21 protein-coding genes are annotated in these 24,895 nt (G+C 39.7%); 8 read left to right on the forward strand and 13 right to left on the reverse strand.

The features are described 5' to 3' along the window. Window positions 1–8 precede the first annotated feature (8 nt). A complete protein-coding gene (gene aroQ, locus J2X77_RS13980; protein WP_209574570.1) occupies window positions 9–428 on the forward strand; it encodes a type II 3-dehydroquinate dehydratase in 420 nt (139 codons plus the stop codon). A gap of 47 nt (window positions 429–475) precedes the next feature. Here aroQ and J2X77_RS13985 read toward each other — a convergent pair whose 3' ends face one another. The 5 genes from J2X77_RS13985 to J2X77_RS14005 are packed head-to-tail and all read right to left on the reverse strand — an operon-like array spanning window position 476 to window position 4,177. Then, a complete protein-coding gene (locus J2X77_RS13985) occupies window positions 476–1,450 on the reverse strand; it encodes a bifunctional riboflavin kinase/FAD synthetase (RefSeq protein WP_209574568.1) in 975 nt (324 codons plus the stop codon). A 55-nt stretch (window positions 1,451–1,505) separates the two neighbouring features. Continuing rightward, the gene (gene truB, locus J2X77_RS13990) at window positions 1,506–2,228 is read right to left on the reverse strand and encodes a tRNA pseudouridine(55) synthase TruB (RefSeq protein WP_209574566.1); all 723 of its coding nucleotides are present in this window, start codon (window positions 2,226–2,228) and stop codon (window positions 1,506–1,508) included. Window positions 2,229–2,237: 9 nt separating this feature from the next. Beyond that, window positions 2,238–3,032, reverse strand: a complete 795-nt coding sequence (locus J2X77_RS13995; RefSeq protein ID WP_209574564.1) for an undecaprenyl-diphosphate phosphatase — start codon at window positions 3,030–3,032, stop codon at window positions 2,238–2,240. A gap of 22 nt (window positions 3,033–3,054) precedes the next feature. After that, entirely contained in the window at window positions 3,055–3,294 is a 240-nt protein-coding gene (locus J2X77_RS14000) for a DUF3098 domain-containing protein (RefSeq protein ID WP_209574562.1), read from the reverse strand. Between the two features lie 4 nt (window positions 3,295–3,298). Continuing rightward, window positions 3,299–4,177: an ABC transporter permease gene (locus J2X77_RS14005; RefSeq protein ID WP_209574560.1), complete on the reverse strand. Its 879-nt coding sequence runs from the start codon at window positions 4,175–4,177 to the stop codon at window positions 3,299–3,301. Between the two features lie 217 nt (window positions 4,178–4,394). Here J2X77_RS14005 and leuS point away from each other — a divergent pair, with 217 nt between their 5' ends. Further along, window positions 4,395–7,178, forward strand: coding sequence for a leucine--tRNA ligase (leuS, locus tag J2X77_RS14010; protein ID WP_209574558.1), 2,784 nt, complete (start codon window positions 4,395–4,397; stop codon window positions 7,176–7,178). A 54-nt stretch (window positions 7,179–7,232) separates the two neighbouring features. Here the strand turns inward: leuS and J2X77_RS14015 are convergent, their stop codons facing one another. Next, the gene (locus tag J2X77_RS14015) at window positions 7,233–7,514 is read right to left on the reverse strand and encodes a GNAT family N-acetyltransferase (RefSeq protein WP_209574557.1); all 282 of its coding nucleotides are present in this window, start codon (window positions 7,512–7,514) and stop codon (window positions 7,233–7,235) included. 290 nt (window positions 7,515–7,804) lie between these two features. On the opposite strand from J2X77_RS14015, the gene J2X77_RS14020 reads away from it, so the two are divergent. Next, window positions 7,805–8,230: a cold-shock protein gene (locus tag J2X77_RS14020; RefSeq protein WP_209574556.1), complete on the forward strand. Its 426-nt coding sequence runs from the start codon at window positions 7,805–7,807 to the stop codon at window positions 8,228–8,230. Between the two features lie 188 nt (window positions 8,231–8,418). Here J2X77_RS14020 and J2X77_RS14025 read toward each other — a convergent pair whose 3' ends face one another. The 5 genes from J2X77_RS14025 to J2X77_RS14045 form a co-directional block, all read right to left on the reverse strand. After that, window positions 8,419–8,925, reverse strand: coding sequence for a GNAT family N-acetyltransferase (locus J2X77_RS14025; protein ID WP_209574555.1), 507 nt, complete (start codon window positions 8,923–8,925; stop codon window positions 8,419–8,421). A 322-nt stretch (window positions 8,926–9,247) separates the two neighbouring features. Then, the gene (locus J2X77_RS14030) at window positions 9,248–9,868 is read right to left on the reverse strand and encodes a hypothetical protein (RefSeq protein ID WP_209574553.1); all 621 of its coding nucleotides are present in this window, start codon (window positions 9,866–9,868) and stop codon (window positions 9,248–9,250) included. A gap of 1,274 nt (window positions 9,869–11,142) precedes the next feature. Continuing rightward, a complete protein-coding gene (locus tag J2X77_RS14035; protein ID WP_310081229.1) occupies window positions 11,143–11,523 on the reverse strand; it encodes an Rrf2 family transcriptional regulator in 381 nt (126 codons plus the stop codon). A 178-nt stretch (window positions 11,524–11,701) separates the two neighbouring features. After that, on the reverse strand, window positions 11,702–12,202 hold the full coding sequence (locus tag J2X77_RS14040) for a hypothetical protein (protein WP_209574551.1): 501 nt from the start codon (window positions 12,200–12,202) through the stop codon (window positions 11,702–11,704). A 67-nt stretch (window positions 12,203–12,269) separates the two neighbouring features. After that, window positions 12,270–13,109: a DUF4846 domain-containing protein gene (locus tag J2X77_RS14045; RefSeq protein WP_209574548.1), complete on the reverse strand. Its 840-nt coding sequence runs from the start codon at window positions 13,107–13,109 to the stop codon at window positions 12,270–12,272. Between the two features lie 158 nt (window positions 13,110–13,267). On the opposite strand from J2X77_RS14045, the gene J2X77_RS14050 reads away from it, so the two are divergent. From J2X77_RS14050 to J2X77_RS14060, 3 genes are all read left to right on the forward strand, one after another. Next, a complete protein-coding gene (locus J2X77_RS14050) occupies window positions 13,268–16,690 on the forward strand; it encodes a glycosyltransferase (RefSeq protein ID WP_209574546.1) in 3,423 nt (1,140 codons plus the stop codon). 135 nt (window positions 16,691–16,825) lie between these two features. Beyond that, window positions 16,826–18,349 (forward strand): NAD(P)H-hydrate dehydratase, encoded by a 1,524-nt coding sequence (locus tag J2X77_RS14055; protein WP_209574544.1) that lies wholly within the window; start codon window positions 16,826–16,828, stop codon window positions 18,347–18,349. Continuing rightward, window positions 18,330–18,731 carry a GNAT family N-acetyltransferase gene (locus tag J2X77_RS14060; RefSeq protein WP_209574542.1) on the forward strand — a complete coding sequence of 134 codons (402 nt, stop codon included), beginning with the start codon at window positions 18,330–18,332 and terminating at the stop codon, window positions 18,729–18,731. The genes J2X77_RS14055 and J2X77_RS14060 overlap by 20 nt, the downstream gene beginning before the upstream one ends. A 68-nt stretch (window positions 18,732–18,799) precedes the next feature. Here J2X77_RS14060 and J2X77_RS14065 read toward each other — a convergent pair whose 3' ends face one another. After that, window positions 18,800–19,387, reverse strand: coding sequence for a sugar O-acetyltransferase (locus J2X77_RS14065; RefSeq protein ID WP_209574540.1), 588 nt, complete (start codon window positions 19,385–19,387; stop codon window positions 18,800–18,802). Between the two features lie 216 nt (window positions 19,388–19,603). On the opposite strand from J2X77_RS14065, the gene J2X77_RS14070 reads away from it, so the two are divergent. Further along, window positions 19,604–21,817, forward strand: coding sequence for a glycosyltransferase family 4 protein (locus tag J2X77_RS14070; RefSeq protein ID WP_209574538.1), 2,214 nt, complete (start codon window positions 19,604–19,606; stop codon window positions 21,815–21,817). Here the strand turns inward: J2X77_RS14070 and J2X77_RS14075 are convergent. Continuing rightward, window positions 21,789–23,273: a glycoside hydrolase family 130 protein gene (locus J2X77_RS14075; protein ID WP_209574536.1), complete on the reverse strand. Its 1,485-nt coding sequence runs from the start codon at window positions 23,271–23,273 to the stop codon at window positions 21,789–21,791. The two genes, J2X77_RS14070 and J2X77_RS14075, sit on opposite strands and share 29 nt — an antisense overlap. A 127-nt stretch (window positions 23,274–23,400) precedes the next feature. Here J2X77_RS14075 and J2X77_RS14080 point away from each other — a divergent pair, with 127 nt between their 5' ends. Then, complete coding sequence (locus J2X77_RS14080) at window positions 23,401–24,873, forward strand: aminoacyl-histidine dipeptidase (RefSeq protein ID WP_209574534.1); 1,473 nt, start codon at window positions 23,401–23,403, stop codon at window positions 24,871–24,873. Window positions 24,874–24,895: the final 22 nt, after the last annotated feature.

Below are 24,895 nucleotides of genomic sequence, written 5' to 3' on the forward strand. Positions count from 1 at the left end.
ATATTCCGATGAAAAAAATCCTTATACTGAATGGCCCAAATTTGAATTTATTGGGTGTAAGAGAAAAATCAATCTATGGTAGCCAGGATTTCCTTAGCTATTTTGAGGAGCTTAAACAGCAGTTTGAAAGTTTGCAACTACACTATTTTCAAAGCAACTCAGAAGGAGGCCTAATCGATAAGATCCACGAGGTTGGTTTCGAGTTTGATGGAATTGTATTGAATGCCGGAGCGTATACACATACTTCCGTTGCGATTGGTGATGCGATTGCAGCTATTACGACACCTGTTATAGAGGTCCATATCAGTAATGTCCACCAAAGAGAAGAATTCCGCCATCACTCGTTTTTAGCGAAGAACTGTAAAGGCGTAATTTGTGGTTTTGGTTTAGACAGCTATCGATTAGGCATCGAAGCTCTTATCAAATAGAAAAGCGGGAATTTCCCGCTTTTCTATTTGATAATCAAGACGCTGCTCTAACCAATAAGACTTCTAATTTGGGCTTCGTCCGCTCTGATCTGCTCTTTCATTGCTTCTAACGAGTCGAAACGTTCGTCATGACGGATAAAGTGAAGGAATTTTACGCGCAGTGTTTTACCGTAAATATCCTGATCGAAATCAAATAGGCTGATTTCGATAGCTCGGTTCATGCCATCCACGGTGGGTCTAGTTCCTATATAACCCATACCTTTGGCAATTGAAACAGGGCTTTCTTCCTTGTATTCACCAGTAGTAATGTTTTGGATGTGATTGTAGATATGTACCTCAACTGCATATATACCATAGGCTGGTATAAGTTTATGCGGTTCGTGAACCTGTAAGTTTGCCGTAGGAAATCCGATCGTACGTCCGATTTGATCGCCTCTAATCACAGTGCCTGTCAATTCAAAAGGATAACCCAAATATAGATTTGCCGTTTTTATGTCACCCTTTATAAGTGCTTCGCGCACCCGTGTTGAGGATACGGCAATATCATTGATATCCTGCTCGGGGATTTCGTCGACACTGTAATCAAATATGGAGGCAAACTGTTCTAAATCACCCATACTACCCTTTCGATCCTTTCCGAAATGGTGATCGTAGCCTATCACAATTTTTTTGGTGCCGAGTTTTCCTACAAGAACATTACTAATATATTCTTCTGGAGTTTGATTGGAAAAATCACGGGAAAAGGGAATGATAATCAAATGGTCAATGCCAACTTTACTCAACTGACTGACCTTTTCTTCGATATCGTTGATTAAGCGTAAGCTATCATCATCTGGATTGATAATCAACCGAGGGTGTGGAAAAAAAGTAAGCAAAATTGTCTCCCCATTGATTTTATGAGCAGCTTCCTTTAAGTGGGCCAATATTTTTTGGTGGCCAATATGAACACCGTCAAAAGTGCCGATGGTTACAACTGCATTTTCAATAGGTGAGAAATCATCTAAACTTCTGTAGATTTTCATTTATAGGAGTTTTTGCAAAAATAAGATAAAGAATCAATAAAACGGGTTGGTAAAGTTATTTAATGATCTCTTTATGACGTTTTATTTCCGCGATAAGTTTTTCTAAATTCCAGGCATTTTCTACTGAATAATCCCCACTTTTGGTGCGCCTCAAAGAACTTAGATGTGATCCACTCTGTAAGGATTTTCCGAAGTCATAGGCCAGAGATCTAATGTATGTTCCCTTTGAACAGGATATGCGAAAATAAACGTTGGGGAGCTCGATCTTTTCAACAAGAAAGCTATTGATTCGAACTTGACGGGATTTTATTTCAACCTCTTCGCCACGGCGTGCCTTCTCATAGACACGTTCGCCATTGATTTTAATAGCCGAATGAGCAGGCGGAAATTGTTGAATTTCGCCTTCAAATGCTTTCGCAGCTTGCAGTATCATGTCATCTGTAATATGATCGATAGGAAATGTTTCGTTAATTTCTGTTTCCAGATCATAGGAAGGCGTTGTGGCACCCAAAGTAATGGTTCCAGTATATTCTTTGTCTTCGGCTTGGTAACTATCTATTTTCTTTGTGAATTTGCCTGTGCAGACGATAAGTAAACCGGTCGCAAGCGGATCTAAAGTTCCTGCGTGACCGACTTTTAATTTTAACGGCTTGATGGAGTTTCTGATTTTACCAACCACATCAAAACTAGTCCAAGTTAAAGGTTTATCAATCAACAACATTTCTCCTTCAGCAAAATGAAACTTCGCTGAGTTTTCACTAACCTCTATATTTTCCATCAAAAGATTTTAAATAATTTGTAAACTATGACCCGAAAGTAGGAGGGCAAGAATAATAACACCGACGATTATTCGATACCATCCAAATGCTTTAAAACCGTATTTAGTCAAGAAGCCGATAAAAGATTTAATCGCAACGATTGCGACAACGAAACCAATTAGATTGCCTATAATAAGCAAATTAAGCTCTTCGCCATTAAAGGTGTTCCCTTCTTTAAAGAACTTTAGCAGCTTTACAGCAGAAGCACCAAACATCATCGGCAAGGCAAGGAAGAAGGAAAATTCTGCAGCAGCTTTACGTGTCAGTTTTTGGGTCATACCACCGATAATTGTACTAGCAGATCTTGACGTACCAGGGATTAACGCAAGGCATTGATATACACCAATCATAAAAGCTTGTTTGTACGAAACTTTGTCGGAATCTTCTACGGTTGGCTTGTTAAACCACCTGTCGACAAAAAGTAACACTACGCCGCCCACAACCAACATGACCGCGACCATTAGAGGACTTTCCAATAGGGCGTCAATATAATCGTTGAAGAGCAAGCCCAACACTGATGCTGGAATAGCCGCAATGATCAATTTATAGTAAAATGAGAGCGATTTAAAAAAACGTTTGTAGTATAATACCAGAACGGACAATATCGTTCCCATCTGGATGACAATCGTAAATAACTTGACAAATGCCGAGGGTTGGATACCCATTAAGGCAGTGGCTATGATCATATGACCTGTCGAAGACACAGGCAAAAACTCCGTTAATCCTTCAATGATAGCAAGGATGATAGCTTCAATAATAGACATCTGTTAGAATTAAGATTATGCTTTAATTGGATTTGTTTTTGGGACGGTATAAAATTGCTGCAAAGCCTATTGCAAAACCGAGAACAACAACAATCGGTGCCAAAGTAATCTTGGTAAAGCTATAGATATCGGTTTCACCGGACATCAATGTAAAGCCAATGATTACAACCAATACGCTAGCTATAAACAGTTGGTAATTTATTTTGGAGAATACAAACGAACCTTTATTGACTGATTCGGTAGATTTCTTTATTTGAGCCATTTTTTTATCTGTATAAATCGTTAGATTGTGCCTTTAAGTACTTTGTTACAGCGAAATAAGTGCTAAGTCCCGAGATGAGAATCCCAATCAGGATTACTCCTAAAAATATTACAGCAAATTCAAACCAGTTGCGTAAAAATACCAGTTCGGGTATCTGCTGTTGCGCAAACTTCAAGGTTAAAATAAGCAGTAGAATCGCGATCAAGGAACCGAGTAAACCATGAATAATACCATAAGTTATAAATGGTTTACGGATAAAGTTTTTAGTAGCTCCGATGAGCTGCATACTTTTAATTAAGAAACGTTGCGAGTATATAGCAAGACGTATCGTGTTGTTAATTAAAGCTACGGCGATAATTAGCAGGATAACAGCAAATGCAAGTACAATCATCCCTATGATCCGAACATTTTTGTTCACCATGTCAATCAGAGACTCCTGATAAACCACTTCTTTAATTTTATTATTTTTAGAGATCTTCTCAATAAAAGTTTTAATACTATCTGTATTGGCATAATTCTCTTTCATATAAACATCCAAGGAAGGTAAAAGAGGGTTATGCCCCAGATACTGTACAAAATCTTCGCCAAGGTCTTCCTTTAGATTTTTTGCCGCTAACTCTTTACTAATATATTCGGTACGGAGCACATAGTTATCTTTTTCGAGGTCTTTTTGCAATGAAAGAACATCACCTTCGCTCGTGCCATCATTCACGATGACATTTAAGACAATATTTTCCTTAACGTATTTCGAAAGATTTTTAGCATGCACCAAGAGTAATCCCAACATACCTGTTACCAATAACACCAGAGCGATGCTGATAACCGTAGATACATATACAGATTTTGTTTTTCTTTTTTGTGTGCTTAATTCGTATTCTGACATAATAAGCGAAAATTTATTTGCGAAAGTAACTATTTGAGTGGAAGATTTCGAATTAATCTTATAATTACTTTGATAAAAATCAATCCGAACCCCGTTTTCTATCTATGTTTAATTAACTTTTCAATACTATAATTTATTGTTCAAACTACAAAACTTTTATCACATTTCAGTATTAAATCGTAATTTCGCCAGTCATAAAAATTCCTTAAGAATAAAAATGGAGTATAATCACAAATCATTAGAGAAAAAGTGGCAAAAATTTTGGGCGGATCATCAAACGTACAAAACGTCTGATACGCAACAAAAGCCAAAATACTATGTATTGGATATGTTTCCTTATCCTTCCGGAGCGGGGTTGCACGTTGGTCATCCGCTGGGCTATATTGCTTCGGATATCTTTTCAAGATATAAACGTTTAAAAGGTTTTAATGTATTGCATCCGATGGGCTATGATTCTTTTGGTCTTCCTGCGGAGCAATATGCGATTCAAACTGGCCAGCATCCTGCCGTAACGACCGAAGTCAATATCAATCGTTATCGGGAACAGATGGATAACATTGGATTCTCTTATGATTGGAGCCGCGAAGTACGTACTTCAGATCCTTCCTATTACAAATGGACGCAGTGGATTTTTATGAGATTGTTTGATTCTTGGTATAATAAAGAATCAGATAAAGCCGAACCGATCGAAACGTTGGTTGCAAGGTTTGCTAAAAATGGCTCTGCTGCTATTGCAGCAGTAGCTGATGAAGACGTTTTGGAATTTAGCGCCGAAGATTGGAAATCTTTTGATGAAGAAAAACAACAACGTGAATTGCTGAAGTACCGGATTGCTTATTTACGTGAAAGTACAGTAAATTGGTGTGCTGCGCTGGGCACAGTATTAGCGAATGACGAGGTAATCAATGGGGTTTCTGAGCGTGGAGGATTTCCCGTCGAGCAAAAGAAAATGATGCAATGGTCTATGCGTATCACGGCTTATGCCGATCGCCTACTAAGAGGATTGGATACGGTTGATTGGCCCGAACCTTTGGTAGAAATGCAACGTAACTGGATCGGAAAATCGGTGGGCGCTTCCGTGAAATTCCCCGTACCACAATTAGATACGGTCATCGAAGTTTTTACGACGCGTGTAGATACAATTTTTGGTGTTTCATTTGTCGTTTTAGCTCCAGAGCACGAATTGGTACCAGCATTGACTACCCCACAGCAACAATCGGAAGTAAATACCTATATCGAGAAAACTTCCAAAAAATCTGAATTGGATCGTATGGCTGATACGAAAACAGTTTCAGGAGCTTTTACAGGTTCGTATGCCAAGCACCCACTTTCGGGACAAGACGTACAGATTTGGATCGCAGATTATGTATTAGCCGGTTATGGAACAGGTGCTGTTATGGCTGTACCTAGTGGCGATCAACGGGATTATGTATTCGCTAAACACTTCGACCTTCCTATTATTCCTATTTCAGATACCCAAAATATTGAAGAAGAAGCTGATCCTAATAAGGATGGAAGATATATTAATTCCGATTTTATCAATGGTATGACTTATCAAGAAGCTGTACCTGCTTTAATTGCGAAGTTGGAGGCGATTAAATTGGGTAAGGCGAAAATAAACTTCCGTATGCGCGATGCCATTTTTGGACGTCAGCGCTATTGGGGCGAACCCGTGCCTGTATACTTTAAAAATGGATTGCCTTATTTAATTAAAGAGGAAGAATTGCCCCTATTATTGCCCGAAGTTGATAAATATTTGCCAACGGAATCAGGCGAGCCCCCTTTAGCAAGGGCAAAAGGTTGGAAATATGAAGATCAATATGAGTATGAATTGAGTACAATGCCCGGATGGGCAGGCTCTTCGTGGTATTGGTTTAGATATATGGATCCGAAAAACGACGGTGACTTTGTGTCAAAAGAAGCGGTAGACTATTGGAAAGCCGTAGATTTATATATCGGTGGTTCGGAGCATGCTACCGGGCACCTGCTGTATTCGCGCTTTTGGAATAAATTCTTAAAAGATTTGGGCTACCAGAACGAAGAAGAGCCATTCCGTAAATTGATTAATCAAGGAATGATTCAGGGGCGGTCCAATTTTGTATATCGTGTGCTAGATGAGGACGGGAGAGGTACAAATCAATTTGTGTCTTACGGGTTGAGAGATGAATATAAAACGATACCGTTACATGTTGACGTAAATATTGTCCAAAATGATGTGTTGGATTTGGAAAAATTCAAAAACTTCAGACCTGATTTTTCAAATGCTGAATTTGTATTGGAGAATGGTAAATATATCTGCGGTAGCGAAGTGGAAAAAATGTCGAAGTCCAAATTCAATGTAGTCAATCCAGATGATATTATCGAATCATATGGAGCGGACACACTGCGTCTGTACGAAATGTTTTTGGGGCCTTTGGAGCAAGCTAAGCCTTGGAATACTAACGGTATAGAGGGCGTTTATAAGTTTTTACGTAAAGTGTGGCGTCTGTTTCATGACGCCGAGGGCAATTTCAATGTTTCCGACGAAGAGCCTTCTAAAGCAGAATTTAAAGCCTTACATAAAATTATTAAAAAGGTAGAAGATGATATTGAGCGTTTTTCTTTCAATACTTCAGTTTCAGCTTTCATGATCTGCGTGAATGACTTAACAGATTTAAAATGCAATAAGCGACAGATACTGGAACAGTTAATTATCACGCTCCAACCGTATGCACCGCATATTACGGAAGAGCTGTGGACGCTATTAGGAAATGAAGCTGGCACACTTTCTTCCGCTTCTTACCCTATATTTAGACCAGAATATTTAGTCGAATCAGAATTTGCGTATCCGGTATCCTTCAATGGGAAGATGAAATTCAATCTATCGTTAACACTCGATCTAGATCAAAAGGCGATCGAAGATATCATCAGAGCACATGCCGATGTACAACGTCATTTAGATGGCAAAGCCATAAAAAAGATTATTTTTGTTAAAGGGAAAATAATCAATATTGTGGTCTAAACAGATTCACTTCCTAACAAAAAGCCGTTTTATCCATTCGATAAAACGGCTTTTTTATGCTAATACATCTTGAAACGCTATTGTCTTTTCAAAGATAGCTTTCGCATATGGGCAATTGGGAACAATTTTCGCATCGTTCTTTCGTGCGTAGTCAACTGCCTCCAGCACTAATTTTTTGCCTACACTCATTCCTCTATACTCTTCGTACACTTCGGTGTGGTCGATCGAAAATTCATGATCATTTTGCCACGTGTATTCTAAAATTCCGGCTTCACTATTTTCAACCTCCGCAACGAAATTGCCTCTGTCGTCTGTCTCGATGTTTCTTATTTCCATAATTTTTTTTAAAAAATAACGTCTTAAAGGGCGTTTTGTTTTACGTAATTTTTAATTTTTTGCTCACTGTTATGTTTGTTTTCCACTACGTTACCAGGTTTCCTTGATTAAAGCGAAGCACTTGGTATCGAGGACCAGCAAAGCGAATATGGATAGTCAATATGTATTTTTTTAAAGAATTTTTCGTATATTTGCAATTATCTCCTTAGAACACATCGCATTTTTATCTTTTCAACGAAGCTCTAAAGGTCCGAAACCTCCTCGGGAACATTTACTTTAATCCATATTGAATGAGCAAAAGCCAAATCACATTTAACAAAAAAGAACGAGAAAAAAAGAAATTACTCAAGAAACAGCAAAAAAATGAGAAGAAGGAATTCAATAAAACAAACAATGACAAGGGAAAATCTTTGGAAGAATTGTTTGCTTATGTTGATGAACACGGGAATATCTCAGACAGGCCTGCAATAAAATTGAAAGAAGGTGAGAGTCCAAGTATGGTCTCCAATCATCATGATGAGTATTCCTTTGGAAAAGTTGTCCACTATAACAACGATTCCAACTATGGATTCATCAGAGACAACGAAACCCAGCAATCTGTTTATTTCAACGACCGCCTGGTCGGGCAGAAATTGAATTTGAATCAGAAAGTGAAGTTTAAATTTAAGAGTGCTAAGCAAGGCGCGCAAGTGACTGAAGTCTTGATCGAATACTAGCAAGAAGAAAAAACACTGGAAATTTCAGGTGTTTATGATAGTAAGGCCCTTTGTTTGATGTCAAAGTTGTTGAAGTCAAACAAAGGTTTTTTTTTGCATGTTTAAATACTGTGCGTAGGAAACAGACCAATCCTCCTAATATGATTTATGGCACGGTTACATGATTTACTTTTTGCGCAGCTTTAATGTTACCGATTAGTTTTCCATTCAGATTTTCTAATCTGCATGTTGAGGGTTTTCCAGGTTTCACCCTCAATGGATAGTTCCGAACTAATGTTTTCGTTGGTCCGAAAACCTACTCCTTCATAGCATCGAATCGCATTGGAATTCCATTCATAGACATTCAGATCAGCTGTGTCATAGTTACCCTCTATAAAAAGTAGTCTAAGGAGTGCATTTACAGTGCTTTTGCCATAGCCTCTATTCCGTTCGGAGCTTTTTGCAATTAAAATACGGCAAAGTCTCGGGGTATTCCGCTCGAAGTTTAATTCACAATGACCAATAATTTCTTTAGTTGCTGTATCAGCTATTTTAAAGATTTGTCGCTTTGGATCTGTAATGTATTTTTCAAGTTGCTGGTCGGTAAGCGGAAAAGAAAAATAAGGTCCTGCAAACTGCAATAGTTCCCTTGCTGATCCAATCCACGATTTAAATAGTGGGAAATCTGACTTTTCGAATTGAAGGAGTGTTACCATGATTGTTGTTTTTTGTAGCCATTCGGATAGCGCAGATCCAATTTAGACAATTTTGGCAACCAATTCCAAAAATAACCCCTAATTTTACGAATCTTTTAAACACGTTATATGCGAAGCTTTCTTGAGGAGCGCAATCAGGTAATCAAAGAAGTTGCTGAATCAGGTCGTTATATAGCCTATATTCCAGACTAGCTTTTTTACTAGTGGGCGAAAGATTGATCGCCTTCGGTTAGCGCATTTTGCTATTGGTCTAAAATTTTATCGAAGGCAGCGTTGACCTTTCCTGTTGTTTTCCCGAAACAATTCCTGAGCTTTCCTGTATTTAATCATTCAGAGCAACGACAACCAGATTTGGATTTTTCTTACGAAGTTGCTCTTGTAAGAAGTCAAATGCCCCTTTTTGATTCATGGTAACTTGGTGGATTTTGTTGAATTCATTGTAGAAATAGACGCGATAGCTATTAGGGCCCCGGTAATTGCGTATGATTTTCGTTTCAATGCGATGGATCTGATTAATTTCAATACGTTTATTTCCGATCAGCGGGAAGAACAGAAGCTCATTTTTAAAAAAAACATAAGGTGCTATCGCTGAAAAGATGCGGGTCAATCGTTTGGTGTATTGCTCGTAGATAGTAAGGTCATCGATGTTTAGGTGTTGTAATGCCCGAATAAATTTTTGGTTCTTCCTATAAACTACCCAGCTTAAAAGTCCAAATACAAAACCTAAATAAATGAAAAGAAACGATAGGGTAGGGAGTGATTTATAGAAAAATGTAAGCCGATCTTCACTGCCTAACCAATGCTGGAAAAAGGCGGACAGGAAAAAGCCGTAGCAAAGTGCGAACATGGTGAGGAAAATTCCGACGATTACATTGCGGGTCTTTCTGACCTTCTTAAGCTCTGTTATTAAGAAAAATTTCAATGCTGAAGATTCGTTGCTCATGAAGTTTTGAAAAATTTAAATATAGTAAAAGGGTTTGTGTTCTTCCGTGAAAGTTGAATTTTAGCAATTTAAAAACTGGTTTTATATGATGTGTAGCTTTATATTTAGTTATTTATTTAATTGTATTATATCCTTTTATGTTTTAATTAATTCTCCTTTCTGTTGTTTTCTTTTTGTTAGACTTATTATTTACTAATGTGAAGCATCTTATTTTTAAATTTTTCTCGGTGCGGCAGTAATCACGCGATTAAGTTATTTTTAGCGCGTGTATGTTTTCTTTTTTATAAACGATATATCGGTCTTGCTACGTGAAGGAAAGTGTTTTAAATCGACTAAAAACACCTTTATAGGCTATATCTTAGAGCAGTATTGGCTTCGCTGCTTTTAGTTGAATCGACTATGCACTAAAATATGCAAGATTTCTATTATTTAAATCTTGTTTCCTTTACGGCAGCATTTAGAGGCTTTGTAGCTATTTTCTAACCCTTCTATACAAAGAGTTACCTTAATTCCTATTTATTGAGTTAGATCGCATCAAATAACTGCTAAATTGAAAGTTGCTACATTACCATGATCCATTCGGTCTATGTCGATTTACATCAATGTAGCATGGACAAGTCTAGAGAGGCATGGGGTAGGCGATCGCTCCAAACCGATGCTATTTAATACGGTGAAAAGGGTGGATAAAATTTTATCCGCCCTTTTCACCGTATTAAATAAGCCCTTAAAGTCATTTTTATTGCTAATTTTTTTGTTTATTTAAAATCTTAAAACTATTGTTTTTCAGATTTTAATAATTATTATATGTAGTATTTGTATGACCATGTGCTATATTATGCAAAATCGCCCTTATAGTCAGTAAATAGTCTTCTTTTTTTACCATTTAATCCAAAGGAAAGATGAAAGAAGGGGGTACTCATAGCATTATAAGCTCTTAGAAAATATAATCATTTTCCTCGTTTATAGTGCTTTTAACTATCATGTGTGTTATTCTCAATCGGTTATATTGGGACAGTACTTCATTGTCCTACCGATTTCGATATCATGACTGTTGCTTATGCTTTACGGAATTTATCGGTATATAAAACTATCGTATCGATTGAAGTTGGGTGCTATAGATGCGATTTTTTCTATCTTTTTTTTTATATATAGATCTTATTTTCAGTGTTATTATGTGGTTTATGTATATGGATGGTTGGTGTTTAAAATAAGGACATTTGGACATGACAATTAATCTGCGGACATGTTTGCAATCTTAATCTTTAGCCTGATAATTAAGTTTTATTCGGATGGATATGCATTTTAGTCAATAGAATTTTTCCGTTAATAAGCTCATCATTGAATTGGCCAACGGTCGTTTTTTGAAGCATTTCCGAAAGGTTATTGCGTATGGTCTTGAACTCGTGGTGTAGGGGGAAAGGATACTGTTCGGAACAAAATTCAAGCCCCATGCCGCAGCCGACAAACAGGCTTTCACCGTCGATGGCTTTAACGACTTCAGACAGTGGCGTAGACATATCTCCCTGGTCGAGGTAGAATCCACCACCAGGCCGTTTCATGGAGCGAATAATACCCGCTCTGCTTAGATTCTGTAATATCTTACCTAGAAAAGCTTCGGGAGAATGAATGTTTTCAGCTATTTCTTTTAGGGCCACACGCTTATTCTCTTAAGAGCTTTGAGCGATAAAGAAAACTGCCCGTATTCCATATTCACAAGTTTTAGAAAAAATGCCCATAATCTTCTTGCTTTTTTTGCAAATGTACAAAATCAAAAATAGCCATCGCTAATGATTAAAAATTAGAGATGACTATTTAAGGGATGGTGTACAGCTGTTAATTTAGTTGCAAAGATGCCGGGCGAAATTCCTCGAAATGTATGTTGTCAATATCAACACCCTGAGTGGTTAAATATTGAACGTGTTTTTTAATAAAGCCAGATGGGCCACAAAGGTAATAGTTTGCTTTCTGTGGAAGATGAGCGGCGTCTATCTTAGCCAGATCGACCCAGCCCTCGATTGCATTCGTACCTACATCTACTGCCTCATCGTAGAAAGAAAAACTAATCATGTGCTGCTGCTGGCTTTCCAATGTTTTTATCCTTTCTTTAAATGCGTGCAAATCCGGATTTCTACAACCGTGGATCCAGGTTAAAGGTGTCCCTTTTTTCTTGTCAGCCAACTGTTCCAGCATGGCAATTAATGGAGTCTGGCCAACACCGCCACTAATAAACACATGCGGTTTTTCATTCTCAATTAGCAGAAAAGAACCTGTTGGTGCTGTGAGTTCTAGTTGTTTGCCCACCTCCAAGTATTGGTGTAAAAAATTGCTCACCATACCTTCGGGAGTAAGTGTTGAGCTAGCAACCAGCCAAAGAGTTTAGTTCGATTCGGATCGCTTTAGGCTATTCCCAGGTTTTTAGGTTTTTCGGATAAAATGCCCATTCAGGAGTTTTTATCACGTTTTGATCTATATCATACCAGGGACTGAGTTTGCTATTGTTCCAATTGTTTAAAATTTGTATATCTTGAGCTGGCATGTAGCTTTGGGCGAGCAGCACGATTGTTTTCCCACTATCATCCTTGGCCAGATCAACAACGATAACTGCATGGCCAATAGGCGATCCTTTTTGAATGAAAGTGTCTCCAATTTTAACTTCTTGGGTAGTGTTTACATGATGAAGTTCGTCGTGTAGCGAAGCGGTATTAGCGTAGGCAAAGATGTACTCCAAGTACTTCCAATAGGTTAGGTAGGAGTAGTCTCCCTTTGCGTAGTTTGTATAGGCTCGGGGTTTGCCATCAGAGAGAAAGTTGAATTTTATATCCTTATAGCGCTTTTGTCCGTATAAATAATCCGCCCTGAGCCGCATGACTGCATCGGCACACTGATGTAAATCTCGTTTTCCTATGTCCAGTTTTACAACACTATTGTAGATATTTTGTCTACGTTTAATCTTTCCATTGTAATAATGTACCTCCTGATCGATAGGGTAAAGTGGAAGATTTTCAAGAAAATTCCCAAATGCATCAGCTTTGTATTGCAACCTTTTGAATCCTTCTGGTAATAAAAAGCGTGATTTGACCGTCATTCCATTGGGGTCAATAAATTGGTTTCCGTCAGTCCGTATAGCTTCCTTGGATGCTGAATCGATAGCTTGTGTTTTCGATGCGGTGATATTGGGCTGTCCACAACCAAGGAAAACCTGACAAGAGAACAAGGGAATGAGTATAGCTAGTGGCCTCATATTTCTACTTAGTGTATTGCAATCTAGCGAATATACTTAATTTTAAGCGGAAATGGAGGGAGGAGTGGAGCTTTAAAATTAAGAAATTTTTAAGCTATTGATTGGCCCTTTGGATCATTTTCTGATGTAGCTTAGCCGAAGTTAATAAGAATACGGTTATGTCAGAAAAACAGATTTTTCAGACGTCAAGCAAAAAGCGCTGGTACGCTTTTTCATGGATGAGCAGGGCATTGGTAATTGGTTTGATCATTGGTGTTATCGGTGTCGTTTACACATTGGGTAAGATCCAGATTCCTCCGTTTCCAACAATTAATACCAACACGCCGTTGACTGAAAAGTCTACTGCCAGATTAAAGAAATCAAAGCAATTCAAGGAATTTACAATTTTAAAATCCGAATTGGAGAAGATCAAACACGATCGTGATCTCAAGCATCTAAAACATATTGGCTCAAAAAGTAGGATCAATATGGGATTTTATGTCAGTTCCTGGTCAAACGAAGTCCGTGAGCAGTCCCTATCTGATTTACGCCGCAACATCGGTCATTTGGATATGGTCGCCATGGAGTCATTTTTTACAGTACCCAATCAGGATACGGTGGTAGATAAAGCGGATACTGCCGCGCTTAAGGTTATTCATAAGTATAAGCGTAAAGCTATCGCACAGATTTCAAATTTTAGTGGTAACGATTTTGACGGACAAACCGTAAAAGCAATCTTAGTTGATCCAGAAAAACAACAACGTTTTATAGACGATATTCTGTTAAAAGTGAAGCGAAATGGTTTTGGGGGAATAAATATTGATTTTGAAAACTTACAATTGGACGACCGGAAAACCTTAAATGATTTTATGGCACACATTTATACCGTGTTTCATACCGAGGGGCTGCTTGTGTCGCAGGATATTTCGCCCGAAAATGATGATTACGACCCGATCGCCTTACAGAAATACAATGATTACATTATCTTAATGGCCTATGATCAGCATTCCATTGAAAGTAATGCAGGCGCTATCTCCCATCAGGCATGGGTCGAAAAAAATCTCGATGAGCTCTGCAGTAAGGTCGATGCGGACAAGGTAATTTTGGCGCTGGCATGTTATGGCTATGATTGGCCTAAAGGTAGGGTTGGACAGACATTGACTTATGATAATGCCGTCATTTTGGCGCATAATTACAATGCCAAGATTGCTTTTGATCCCGAATCGGCAAATCTAAGTTTTAGTTATACCGACGGAGGAGGAATGTACCACGATGTTTACTTCACAGATGCAGCAACCTATTTTAATCTCATCCGTAAAGCAGATGACTGGGGATTAGCCGGTATTGCTCTTTGGCGTTTGGGTAGTGAAGATGCCCGTTTATGGTCTTTTATTTCAAGATCATTAAGTCAAGAAAGCTTAAAGAAAGATCCATTTGATTTTGGAAAGATACAACAAATCCTTGTTGGAGGAATTCAATATATTGGCGATGGGGAGATTTTGGATTTGGTAAATAGTCCCGCCCCTGGGGAAGCAAATTTCACTTATGACCCGTCGACGCTGATGGTAAAAGACCAGAAGTATGTAAAGACGCCAAGCAACTATGTGATCAAACGCTTTGGAGAAAGAGACAATACGGTAGTTCTTACATTTGATGATGGTCCAGATCCAACATACACACCGCAAGTATTGGATATTTTAAAAAAGGAACATGTACCAGGTGCTTTTTTCCTTGTTGGCGTGATGGCTGAGAAAAATATGGATTTGGTTCGTAGGGAATATCAGGAAGGACATGAAATTGGGAATCATACCTTTTTTCATCCTGATATGTCCACCATCGGACCTAATAGGGTCAAGTTTGAACTAAATGCAACCCGAAAAATCATTGAATGCATAACCGGTCACAGTACAATACTTTTTCGCGCACCTTTTAATGCCGATGCCGAACCACAGACCGTTGCCGAAATTCTACCGGTAGCTCAGAGCAGGAAGGAAAACTACATCAATATCGGAGAATATATCGATCCGAACGACTGGTTGCCCGGCCGTACCGCAGATGAGATCTATAATGAAGTGGTCAAACAGCGCGATAACGGAAACATTATCCTATTGCACGATGCCGGAGGCAATCGAGAAGCGACTATTGCAGCCTTGCCACGAATTATTCATTATTTCAAATCTCATGGTTATAAATTTGCAACGATTGGAGATTTAATGGGCAAAAAGCGTGATGAACTGATGCCTCCAGTAAAAAATGCGTCTGATTCAGGTTTCAGCGGATCTTCCAACCGTTTGTTTTTAGGAACCTTGTTTTATGGTAATATCTTCCTTAATCTGGTCTTTTCCATTGCCATTGTGTTGGCAATTTTTAGAACAGTAATGATTGCTTATTTGGCAATCCGACAAAAGCGAAGGAGTAAAAAGGAACGATTCCAATTGATAGTTGATCCTCAGGAGAAGGTTAGCGTTATTATTCCTGCCTATAATGAAGAAATAACCGTACTGGCTACGATACAAAGTCTTTTGAATTTGGATTATCCAGATTATGAATTGGTTTTTGTGGATGACGGATCGAAAGACAAAACGTTTGAGCTGGTTAGTAAGGTGTATGGCGACCACCCTAAAGTACGGCTGTTTACAAAACAAAATGGGGGCAAAGCTTCTGCGCTTAACTATGGTATCCAACAATCCCAAGCGCAGTTTGTACTCTGCATCGATGCCGATACGCAACTAAAGACAGATGCATTAAAACAATTGATGAAGTATTTCAATAAGGACCAGGTTGCAGCTGTTGCCGGAAGTGTGAAGGTCGGTAATGTACATAATATTTTGACACATTGGCAATCGATCGAGTACATCACGTCACAGAATATGGATCGACGAGCCTTTGATCTGCTCAATATGATATCGGTAGTGCCCGGAGCAATTGGCGCCTTTCGTAAATCCGCTGTTTTGGAGGTGGGTGGATTTACAACCGATACCCTGGCGGAAGATTGTGATTTAACCATGCGTATATTAAAAGCCGGTTATATCGTTCGTAATGCATCAGAAGCAATCGCGTACACTGAAGCGCCAGATACGGTTGGCATGCTCTTTAAGCAAAGATTCCGCTGGAGTTTTGGTGTATTGCAAAGTTTTTGGAAGAATAAACAGACCCTATTAAATCCTAGATACGGCTATTTTGGTATGGTTGGAATGCCCAATATTCTGATCTTTCAGATCATACTTCCGCTATTTGCGCCTTTGGCCGACATATTTATGTTGTTCTCCTTGGTGAGCGGTCTTTTCTCCCTAAGTGAGGTAAATGGTATCAGCTGGACAGGAATTGCAGGACTGTTTTCATTGCATACGGGGTTTGGTCAGGTGATGTTCTATTACTTCCTTTTTGTTGTCGTCGATATTTTCTTTGCGGCTATTGCGTTTAAGTTGGAAGGAGAAAAGCTCGTCAATTTAATTTATTTGTTTCCACAACGTTTTTTCTGGCGCCAACTGATGTACTTCGTTTTATTCAAGTCGGTCAGAAAAGCCATTAAAGGAGAATTAAATACATGGGGTACCTTGAAACGAACCGGAGGAGTGAAGCAGGTCACAGCAAGTGAATAGAAAGCACTCATTGACAGCGAAAGCATTGGATCGGCATGACATACTGCATGAGCATCACTATCCTTTGCCAAAAAGTATACTGATATTTTTATTTGATCTCAGGATTAGTTACTTTCAATAAAAATAAGAAGAACGATGAAGATACTATCCGCTCAGCAAATGAGGAGCATTGATGGCGAAACTTTAAAGGATCAAGGTATCAACAGCCTGGATCTTATGGAGCGTGCCGCAACCGTTGTTTTTGAGGAAGTTAAAAGACTTCATCCCCGGATGGAGTGTGAAACCTTTTACATTTTTTGTGGCAAAGGGAACAATGGTGGTGATGGTCTAGTGCTTGCTCGCTTATTGAATCAAGAGCAGGCATTGGTAAAGGTCTATCTCATCGATGTGGAGGAGTATTCCGCTGACAATCTTGCTAATCAAAAGCGTTTGTTCAACCAGTTAATCCAAAAGATCAATCCCGAAGAGCAGGTGGATATTCCTTCTAATGCAATCGTACTGGATTGCCTGTTTGGTTACGGGTTAAATACAGTACTCACAGCAGAATGGAACGGTATTATTTCTAGTATAAATGGATGCGGTGCAAAAATCTACGCAGTGGATATGCCTTCCGGGCTTCTCGCGGATAAAAATACCCCGCTTGAAGCTCTAGTTGTTAGGGCAGACTTTGTGTTTACTTTTCAGGCGCCCAAGCTTGCCCTGCTACTGCCAGAAAACCAATGGTACGTCAAAGACTTTAAGGTGTTGGATATCAATCTCAGTCGGCGGGCCATTGACGAAAAAGAAACTAATTTCTTTTATGTTGACCAGCTCCTTGTCGCCTCTTTTTATCGAAAGCGACGGAAATTTGATCATAAAGGGACATTTGGTCATACGTTGATCATTGGCGGGAGTAAGGGTAAAATGGGAGCTGTGCAGCTTGCACTACGAGCAGCCCTTCGCGCCGGATGCGGTTTAGCCTCAGCATATGTGCCCGCCTCTGGCAATACCATCTTACAGACTGCTGTACCCGAAGCAATGGTATTGACAGATCCTGAACAGGATTTTATTAGCCAAATCCCCAGCATCACGAGTTATCAGTCCATTGGCATCGGTATCGGTATGGGTACAACGCAATATACTAGTGATGCCTTAAAGGTATTTATTTCTAACGAAAGTAATACCCCGTTGGTATTAGATGCCGATGCATTGAATATTCTTGCTTGCGAACCTGATCTTTGGGCATTTGTACCGGCAGACAGTATATTGACTCCACATCCAAAAGAGCTTAGTCGAATATTGGGTCCTTGGAAGGATGATTTCGAAAAGATGGAAAAAGTAAAAGAGTTCGCCTTCAAACACCAATTTTATATACTGGTTAAAGGGGCCAATAGCATGATGGTTATGCCCGATGGGGCGCTCTATTTCAACAGTACAGGCAATGTCGGAATGGCGACAGGTGGCAGTGGCGATATACTGACAGGTATTATCACAGCGTTGCTTGGACAGGGGTATTCTTCCAAACAAGCTTTAATTATGGGAGTATATATCCATGGGCGTGCAGCAGATATTGCGGTAGAAAAGATTGGAGTCTATTCTTTGTTACCTTCCGACACGATCAATCATCTTTCCAATGCATTGATTGCAATAGAACAGGATTATGATGGATTGGTACATTGAACAAGTTTTTGCTGCCCGAACTTGGAAACTGCGAAAAGAAGTCTTTTCTCCCGGGGGGAAGCTTGGTGAAGTAATGCTAGATGGCGATTTTGAAGCCACGCATTTTGCAGCCTACGATGGAAATGATGTCGTTGGTGTTCTCAGCCTGATTTCTTTCGGCGATAACTACATGATCCATTTTCTTGCCGTTGCCCCACATCTTAGAATGAAGGGGATAGGCACGGCATTATTGGGCTATGCTAGACGATTTATAAGAACATTTAATGGTAAAGTTATCCTAGCCGAAGCCCTCCTTGATCAACAGCACTTTTGGAAAAAGAACGGTTTTGTTGCGGGAAAGCAAAATGATACCACTGTTACCTATTCATTAGCGCTAAAGTAATTTTATTCGCCAAGATTGGTAAATACGATAATAGGGTGCTACAGATCCATCCAGCATGTGTGACTTTACTAACTTTCGTCGTAGTTGATTCGATCAGATTCAGTTATCGGACGAAGGATCCGGCAAGGATTACCAGCCGCTATGACGTCTGATGGAATATCTTTAGTAACGACTGATCCAGAGCCTATCACCGAATTTCCTCCGATCCGTACGCCGGGATTGACAACAACATGCCCACCTATCCACACATTATCTTCGATAACGATTGGCAGCGCAAATTCCCAGCCTTGATTTCTTGCTTCAAAATGAATGGGGTGACCAGCAGTGAATAGGCTCACATTAGGTCCAAACAGTACGTTATCGCCGATAATAACTGGAGCACAGTCTAAAATAGTGCAATTATAATTGCTGTAAAAGTTTTCACCAATAGTAATATTATAGCCGTAGTCACAACGAAAGGGAGGCTCGAGAAAAAAACGGTGTCCTGTTGCGTTAAATAGTTTCTGAATAATCTGTTTTCTAAATTTAATTTGTTTAGGTTCCGAATCGTTAAATCGCTTAAGCTCTTCTTTGGCGTATTGCCTATCTTTAAATAACTGTCCATCCGAATCAAGGTAGGGAAGGCCGGCAATCATTTTCTCTTTTGGTGATTTCATTCAGTACTTACTTTTAGGTGGCAAACATAGATAAATTGATGATTAAATACAATACTAATTTGACGACCGTTCGTTGATGGGATTCAATCCCCAAGTACGTTTTCTTTGAATTCCTACCGATGTGACAAAACAATTTTCATCTGAAAAGCATTTAGATAGTGTAGCACACGTATGCTACGGCCTAGTTCTGGGCTTTATCCAATAATTATTATTTCAATGAAAATCGCTTATATAAGTACCTATTTACCCAAAGAATGTGGTATTGCCACCTTTACGTCAGATTTGTTGCAGGCTGTTGCGTTGCATAATCAGGAATTGACACAACATGTTTTTGCTGTTGCGGACCGGGATTATGTTTATCCCAGTGAAGTTGTTTTTAAAATAGACCAACATGCTCAGTTGTCGTATATTGAAGCTGCCAACTATATTAATGAAAATGGTTACGATTGTGTGCTATTGGAGCACGAGTACGGCATCTTCGGTGGTAATAGCGGGATGTATATCTTGTCCTTGATTAATGCGCTGCATATTCCATTACTGGTTAATTTTCACACCATCCTTGAAAAGCCGAATGTCGATGAAAAAGCTATTCTCATTGAAATCGTTAAGCGGGCTTCTATTGTTACTGTCATGAGCAATTATGCGATAACATTACTCAAAAATATTTATAGGGTCAATACGACAAAAGTTGTATTAATACACCACGGAGTGCCGGAATTTACCTTGGATCATGAACTTGCAAAGTTTAAAAAAGGCCTTTCGGGGAAGAAGGTTCTGTTGACCTTTGGTTTTTTGGGACGAAATAAGGGCATTGAAATGGTGATTGAATCCCTACCCGAAGTTGTCAAAGATGAACCTGACCTCGTATACCTCATCGTTGGTAAAACACACCCGAATGTATTGGCGCATTCGGGGGAGGAATATCGGGAGTATCTCGGCAGTCTAGTGGAAGCCTACCATTTGGAGGAACATGTTCGATTTATTAATTCCTTCGTTAGTCAGACCGATCTTGTCGAGTATCTATGCGCTTGCGACGTCTATGTCACTCCTTATATTAACGAGGCGCAGATTACCAGTGGGACGTTATCGTATGCCATCGGAGCGGGAGCAGCGGTAGTGTCTACTCCTTATTGGCATGCCAAGGAATTACTCGCCGATGGAAGGGGGGTACTGGTTGAATTTAAAAATTCCGCCAGAATGGCTGAAGTGCTTAAAAATCTGTTCTCAAATTTAGATTATCGCACCACATTACGAGACAACGCGGGTGCATTTGGAAAAGAGTTAACCTGGAAAAATATAGGCCTTCGGTACACGCGGGTTTTGGAAAAAATCATTCCAACCTCCGACGGCCTCAAAGAAAATGTAGCCTTTACAAAAGATGAAATGCCCAAATTCAGCTGGAAGCATATTGATCGACTTACTAATCAAGTCGGTATCTTACAGCATGCAACGTATTCCCTGCCAAACTACAAAGAAGGCTACTGCATCGACGATAATGCCAGAGCACTTCTACTCACCTTATTGGCTCAAGATGATTTTGCAGATAAGAAGTTAGATCGTCGTATCTCCACTTACCTCAGTTATATCTATTATCATCAGCGAGAAGATGGGCTATTTCATAATTTTATGGATTTCCAGCATAATTTTCTCGATGACGTCGGTTCGGAAGATTCCTTTGGTCGGACAATATGGGCCTTGGGCGTACTTCTTCGTAAAACTGAATTGACAAGCTACTACCAATTGGGACGCGAATTATTTTTTAGAGCTGTGCCAAATTTCAGTCAGTTGCGCTCCATCCGTGCGATAGCATATACCGTATTGGGAATTGCAGAATATTTGCAGGACCAATCCAACGATGAAGTAATGATAGAGTTGATGCGGACGCTTATTGGTAAGTTGGTGTGGGAATATGACGCCAGTTCTGATGAACATTGGCAATGGTTTGAGCCTGTATTGACTTATGACAATGCGATATTGCCCTATGCGTTATTGGCTGCTAGTTCATTTTTAAACGATGATAAAATAAAACAGTTGGGACTATCTACACTCAAATTTCTCGAAAGCATAACCATACAAAATGGCGCTCTTTCATTGGTTGGAAATCAGGAATGGGCCAAGCAAGGCAAGCATATCAGTAAATTTGGCCAGCAGCCTCTCGATGTAACGGCGATGGTATTTATGTATCGCGAAGCATTTAAACTGACGAATAAGAAAATCTATTTCAACCGAATGATTGCCTCGTTTCGCTGGTTTTTGGGAGAGAATGATCTTCGTCTTGGACTTTATGATGAGGAAACCAAGGGATGCTGCGATGGTTTGGAATCGTATGGCATCAATAGAAACCAAGGTGCTGAAAGCACCCTTTGTTTCTATTTAGCTTATGTTGAGGTATATCGTGCTTTTAAATATAGCGATCAGGGTTTAAGATAGCGAGTAGTAAATCTTCGAGTTTGATTGTTGCGTAAGTGGACTCATAATCAGACATCGCATAGGGTAAAATGAGGTGGTCATTGTGCACAATCGCTCCGCAAGAATAAATGACGTTGGGTACATATCCTTCCCGTTCTTCATCATTTGGGGTCATCAAGGGGCTATGTAGGCGACCAATTTCAACATGGGGGTTATCCAGGTCCAAAAGGGAGGCCCCCAAAACATACTCACGCATTGGCCCTACGGCATGGGTAAGGATCAGCCAGCCATACTGCGTTTCTATTGGTGACCCACAATTACCAATCTGCACAAATTCGTATGGATACTCGGGCTCTTGAATTCGGATAGCCGTTTCCTGCCATATATTAATATTGTTAGAGTAAGCAATATAATTGTTCTCGCCGTCAATGCGGCAGAGCATGGCATAGCGTCCGTTTATTTTTCGTGGAAATAGTGCTGCACCCTTATTGGCGATTTCACCATAAATAGGTTTCACTTTAAAATGGTAAAAATCTTTTGTGGTCAATAGTTTAGGGAGAATGCTAAATCCATCATAGGCGGTGTAGGTCGCATAATAGACGCTCTCACCTTTCTCATCTTTGAACTGGACAAACCGGGCATCTTCAATGCCTCTTTTTTCGGTGTCAGCGAGTGGAAAGATTACGCGTTCTGAAATGGAGGTGTCCCATGAGAACGTCATTTCATAATGCGAGGAAGCGAGCCAGAGCGCCTGCTGTAAAAATGTTACATTTTCAAGGTTTTCCTCGCTAACCTGGCGCACTTCATCAATATATCGCTTCAGTTCCTCGTAAGTAAAGGTATCTGTTAGTTTTGCCTCCAGTTTAGACTTCACTTCGGTGGGCTCGGCATGTAGCTCATTCATCTTCTTTAAGAAAGATTCCTTATGATAACGATGATTTTTGACTTGAATAGGTTTATCCAATAAACTACCGACATAGTCAATATGAATATTATTATTAACATCCAATGTGCCCGAGCGAAAAACGATAGAAGAAACATGGCCTTCACCAGTGGCCCTGAAACTTAAAATAATACGTTTTTCTCCTTTAAATAATTCTGTCTGGTCCGGATGTTCTATGATGGACGGATTAAATAAGGCCGCCGACTCTATCGAATACTCCATGGTAAAGTAAGAGCCAATCAGTAACTTGTCAATATGACTTAGTTTCTCTTTTGAAAAAGGAATCTTTGCCAATAAGTGGCTTACCCGATCAAAATTTCGTTCAAAGATATGAACAATGCTCCGATGTCTCTTGGTATAGCTTCGCAGGACCTGCCCAAAGACTTCTTTCCGCTGCGATTCGTTAAGGGATAAGATGCGTTGGATGACTTTGATTGTGCGATCATCTCCTAGAAAAAAGAAACGTGCTAGTACTCTTTTTTTATCTGGCTTAAAGTAAATATCTTTTCGTTCAACTTGTACTGGTTTATGCATAATATTATGTTCATGTTTACATCCTTATTAGAACGAATCGCGCCTGTCTTTTGTTTTTATTCCCAGTCAATAATCAAAGGATATCTGATAAAAATCGAGTAACTTTGGCTCAGGAAAATTTTAAGATATGATTGAAAATAGTTTAGATATGTTAGAGCCGAAAGCAATTTGGAGGAATTTCGCTGCTCTAAATAGGGTGCCAAGAGCTTCAAAAAAAGAAGCACTCGTGATTGCTTTTATGGTAGACTTTGGAAAATCACTAGGGTTAGCGACAAGCGTAGATGAGATTGGAAATGTGCTTATTAAAAAGCCCGCTACTGTGGGAATGGAAGATCGTAAAACGATTGTACTGCAGTCGCATTTAGATATGGTGCACCAAAAAAACAACGATACTATTTTTGACTTCGATACCGAAGGTATAAAAATGTATGTGGATGGTGATTGGGTAAGAGCAGAAGGCACCACTTTAGGTGCGGATAATGGTCTTGGCGTCGCGACAATCATGTCAATTTTGGAGTCATCTGCTATTGTGCACCCAGCTATTGAAGCCTTATTTACCGTTGATGAAGAGACCGGAATGACTGGAGCGTTAGGATTAAAAGGTGGCGTGCTCTCGGGCGAAATCCTGTTGAATCTGGATACCGAGAATGACACCGAGATTGATATTGGCTGTGCAGGAGGGATTGATGTAACAGCAACACAGTCGTATAGTGCAGAACCTTGTCCGTTTGACATGCTATCATTCGAACTTACGGTGAAAGGACTGCATGGAGGACACTCCGGAATGGATATTCATAAAGGTTTCGCGAATGCAAATAAGGTGATGAACCGCTTGTTATATAAAGCTTATCAACAGTATGGGCTTCGTATTGCGTCGCTGTTGGGCGGAAGCCTGCGCAATGCCATTCCGAGAGAAAGCGTTGCCAAGGTGGTTGTCGTTAAGGATAAGGCAAGTAGCTTTGTTCAGAATCTGACTCAATTGGCGCAGGATATTAAATTGGAATTTGCCACAACGGAACCGGCTATGGAAATAGTGGTGAGGCAGACTGATGCTGCTTACGCAACCGTAGTTCCGGTAGAGGTCCAGGAAAATCTAATCAACAGTGTTTATGCGGCCTTGAATGGAGTATACCGTGTGAGTGCCGATTTTGAAGACCTGGTAGAAACCTCCAATAATATTGCTAAAGTTGAAGTCGGTGGCGAAAAGGTTTCCATCAAATGTTTAACGAGATCTTCGGTCGAAACATCTAAATTTGATTTAGCCCAATCTTTGCAGGCTGCATTCGAACTAGGTGGTTTTAAGGTGGATTTTTCGGGTAATTACCCCGGATGGGCCCCTAATCCGAATTCTGAAATTTTGGAAGTTCTAAAATCCATTTACACGTTACAACACGGTGAAGCGCCAGAAGTCGTGGCCTGTCACGCTGGACTCGAGTGCGGTATTTTGGGCACAAACTACCCTGGAATGGATATGATTTCTTTTGGCCCTACTATCTTAGGCGCACATTCGCCAGCAGAACGCGTCTCCATTTCTTCCGTGCAGAAGTTTTGGAGGTTTATTCTCGAAATTCTTAAAAAGATTCCTGAAAAACAAATTTAAATAACAGCATCTTTAGTCCTCG

The sequence above is a fragment of the Sphingobacterium sp. 2149 genome (assembly GCF_031455655.1).
Taxonomy (GTDB): Bacteria; Bacteroidota; Bacteroidia; order Sphingobacteriales; family Sphingobacteriaceae; genus Sphingobacterium.